The organism is Synechococcus sp. R8-2, from assembly GCF_047461715.1.
Lineage (GTDB): Bacteria > Cyanobacteriota > Cyanobacteriia > Thermostichales > Thermostichaceae > Thermostichus.
This window is the reverse complement of sequence record NZ_JANSHQ010000271.1, coordinates 1-4,087: the sequence shown is the minus strand read 5'-3', so window position 1 is coordinate 4,087 and position 4,087 is coordinate 1. Positions and strand designations below refer to the sequence as shown.

Genomic DNA, 4,087 nt, shown 5'->3' with positions numbered 1-4,087 from the left:
ATGCGGGAAAAGCCCAGGGCTCGGGCCAGCACCTTCAGCTCCATTACCCGCAGCAGCTCCTGAGTGGGCTTGGGCAGGGGGCCAAAGCGGTCTTGCCATTCTTGGGCAATTTGCAACAGCTCGACCCGAGAGCCGGCAGCGGCCAGGTGTCGATAAGCCTGCATCTTTTGATCTTCGTCGGGAATATAGCTTTGCGGGATCATGGCGGTTACATTGAGGTCAATTTGTGTGTCCTCCACCTGTGGGATCTCCTGGCCGCGAATTTCTCGAATGGCTTCTTGCAGCATTTCCAGGTAAAGATCGAAGCCCACCGCATTGACTTGCCCGGATTGTTCCGTTCCCAGCAGGTTGCCAATGCCACGAATTTCCATATCCCGCATTGCCAACTGATAGCCGGATCCCAGTTGGGTAAATTCCTGAATGGCCTGTAGGCGTTTGCGGGCCTCCTCGGTGAGGATCCCGTCTTCTCGGTAAAACAGCCAAGCATGGGCTTGGATCCCAGCCCGGCCCACCCGCCCCCGCAGCTGGTATAGCTGAGCCAATCCAAACTCCTGAGCATTTTCAATCAAAATGGTGTTGACGCGGGGAATATCCAAACCGGATTCGATAATCGTCGTGCAGACCAGGATATCGATTTCCCCATTGTTAAAAGCCAGCATCGTTGCCTCTAGCTCCCCTTCCGGCATCTGCCCGTGGGCAATGGCAATGCGAGCACCGGGCACCCACTCCCGCAATTTGGCACTGGTTTCTTCGATGCCTTCAATGCGGTTGACGACATAGAAGACTTGACCGCCGCGATCCAACTCTTGGCGGATAGCCGTACGGATGACTTCGGGGTTGTAGGGCGAAAGGTGAGTTTTAATGGGCCGACGGGAAGGCGGGGGAGTTTGGATCAGGCTCATTTCCCGCAGCCCCGACAAGGCCATATACAGGGTGCGCGGGATGGGGGTGGCGGTGAGCGTCAGCACATCCACCTGGGTTTTCAGCAGCTTAATCTTCTCTTTTTGGTTGACGCCAAAGCGCTGCTCTTCGTCAATCACCAAAAGGCCTAAATCCCGAAATTGCACATCCTTGCCCAAAAGCTGGTGGGTGCCCACCACAACATCCAGTTCGCCACTCTTGAGACGGGATAGGATTTCTTTTTTCTCCTCCGAGGTGCGGAAGCGGTTGAGCAAGCCCACTTGAATAGGATAGGGAGCAAAGCGCTCTTTGAGGGTGTGGTAGTGCTGCTGGGTGAGAATGGTGGTCGGCGCCAAAAGAGCCACTTGCTTGCCGGCGGTTACGGCCTTGAAAATGGCACGGATTGCCACCTCTGTTTTGCCAAAGCCCACGTCCCCACACAGCAGCCGATCCATAGGGCGTGGAGATTCCATATCCCGCTTGATCTCCTGGACAGCTCGGAGTTGATCCGGCGTCAGGGGATAGGGGAAAGAATCTTCCAGCTCCTGTTGCCAAGGAGAATCGGGCGGGAAGGCATAGCCCTCCTGTTCGGCGCGTTTGGCATAGAGCTGCAGCAGGTCAAAGGCCACTTTTCGCAGGCTCTTTTTCACCTTCTGTTTGGTCTTTTCCCAGGTGCTGCCGGACATCTTGTGCAGGGCAGGTGGTCCATCCCCGCTGGCGCGGTAGCGGGAAAGGGAGTTGACCTGGTCGGCAGCCACCCGCAACAGGCCATCGCTGTATTGAATAACCAGGTACTCGCGGGTTTCGCCCCCAATGGTGAGGCTTTCTAAGCGCAGAAACTGGCCAATGCCATGCGCCTTGTGAACGACAAAATCCCCTGGCTTGAGCAGGTTGGGATCCACCTGGCGAGAGCTGGCCTGGCGGCGCTTGCGCACATAAGTAGGGGTGGCCAGGCTGTGCTGGCCGAAAAACTCGCGGTCGGTGAGCACCACCCACCCCAAGGTGGGCAGGAGAACCCCCTCCAGCTCGGCCAGGCCGGAATACTTGAGGGCCACTGGGGTGTAGGACTGCAGCTGGCGCTCGATGGCCGGGAAGTCTTTGGGATTGGGCACGTACTGGGCGGGGCAGTCGTGTTCCTGCAGCAGAGCTACGGTGCGGGAGGGCTGGGCAGAGAGGATCCACACCTGCAACTGCTGCTTGCGGTACTCGCGCAGGGTTTTGGCCAGGGATCCAAACTGGTGGGGAGCAGTAGGCACAGGCCGGCTTTTTAGGTCAAGGGCAGCTTCGGCTTCGCCAGCAGGGGCAAAGGTGCGGGCCAACAGGCAGGGGAAGGGATCCCAGTCGGGAGCCTTGAGATCAAAGGGGCGGTGGAAAGGCACCAGAGCTGGCTCGCTGGCCCGGGCCAGCTGCCACTGCTCCTGGGCGTGGCTTAGCCACTGCCGGCTGTGGGCTTGGCACTGCTCCGGCTCGTCGATCAGGATCAAAGCCTCGGGATCCAGATAGCTCAGCAGGTTGGCTGGCGGATCGTAGAGCAGGCCGAGAAAACGGCGCAAGCCCTCCGGAGGAGTCGGCGACTGCTCCAACTGCTGCCGCAGACCCTGGGAAAGCTGATCGGCTTTTTCCTGCAGAGCCGGCCAGAGGATGGGCCCGTAGCCGGTGGGAGTTAGCCAAACGTGGGGGATCCCATCTTGGGAGCGCTGGCTGACTGGGTCAAACTCCCGCAGCCGCTCCAGCTCGTTGCCAAACCACTCTAGGCGCACCGGCCACTCGCAGGCCACTGGGAAAACGTCGAGAATGTCGCCCCTTTGGCTCCACTGCCCCTCGCTTTCCACCAGACTCACCCGCTGGTAGCCCAGACGGGTCAACTGCTGCCCCAGTTGCTGGGGAAACATCTCCAAGCCGGGTTCCAGCTGGAGACAAAAGGCCCGCAACACCTCTGGGGGAGGGAGGTGGGGTTGGAGGGCCCGCTCTGTCGCCACAATGGCCATGCCCTTCTTCCCCTGGAGGCAATCGGCCAGCACCTGAAACTGGCCCCACACCAGCTCCGGTTCCAGGTCAAAAGGTTCGTAAGGGGAAGCCTCGGAGGTGGGGTAGAGCTGCACCGTCTCCCAGCCCATGCCCTCCAATTGCGCTGTCCAGCGGCCTGCTTCTTCCAGCGTGGCAGTGATCACCAGCAGGGATCTTCCCTCCTGCTGGGCCAAAGCCGAGGCGATCAACCCCTTGGCAATCCGCCCTGCCCCCTGCAGATCTGCCTGTCGCCGTGATCTCAACCGGGCGGCCAACTCTTGCATCAAGCCAGATTGGGCCAGAAAGCGCACCAGCGGGATAAACGACATCTTCCACCCCACACTGCAAACTGCGATCCCAACAAGCAGGGATCCCAATTCTGGCAGGCTCCGGGGACGATCAGCAGCCGTCTGCCGGCTCTGTAAACCGGAAGTCCTCCCTTGCTGGGAATCGCTCCTGGATCTATACAACAAGACAACAGTTTTGTTGTTTAAAGACGAAAAAAACCAAAATCCTATACTAGCGGCCTGCCAGGCTTTGGCCGCTAGGTTCGCAGTGCGCTCTTTGTCTTGTAGTCTAAATTACAAAAAAGAGTTCACACTTCCAGAATCCTAAAATTAACCTTTAGAGTCGGACGGCCTGTCAATTGTCTTAGCCAAGATTCGATGTTAGAAGGAACAAAAAGCAGAGCTTTCCCGGCCTCATCCAATGTCTGCTAGGGAGCAAGATGTTTTTCATGCAAGAGGTGTAGCTGCATCAACTGCAGAGGATGTTGTCGGAAAAAGCTGTATTGGCCAATTCATCTAAGCTTGGTACAAATCATGTTTCTAGATACCGTTGCCCTTTCTCGTCTACAGTTTGCCCTCACGGCCATTTTTCACATGTTGTGGCCGGTTTTAACAACGGGGATGGCCATTTATCTCGTTGTTGTTGAGGGACTTTGGCTGAAAACCCGCAACCTAGATTACTACCGTCACGCCCGTTTCTGGTCAAAACTCTATGTGTTGAACTTCGGTATTGGCGTGGCCTCAGGCTTGCCAATGGCCTTTCAGTTTGGCATGAACTGGGCGCCCTTCTCCGAAGCAGTGGGAGATTTTTTCGGCACCATCCTGGGGTTTGAAGGCACGATGGCTTTTATGCTGGAGGCCAGCTTTCTGGGGATCATGCTGTTCGGCTGGGA

2 protein-coding genes are annotated in these 4,087 nt (G+C 57.6%); one reads left to right on the top strand and one right to left on the bottom strand.

The window, feature by feature from the left end:
- Positions 1-3,236: transcription-repair coupling factor (mfd, locus tag NW819_RS07130; protein WP_414413330.1), on the bottom strand; the 3,236-nt coding region annotated here is incomplete at its 3' end.
- A 492-nt stretch (positions 3,237-3,728) separates the two neighbouring features.
- Between mfd and NW819_RS07125 the strand changes: the two genes are divergently transcribed.
- A partial coding sequence (locus NW819_RS07125; protein WP_414413329.1) for a cytochrome ubiquinol oxidase subunit I occupies positions 3,729-4,087 on the top strand: 359 nt, incomplete at its 3' end.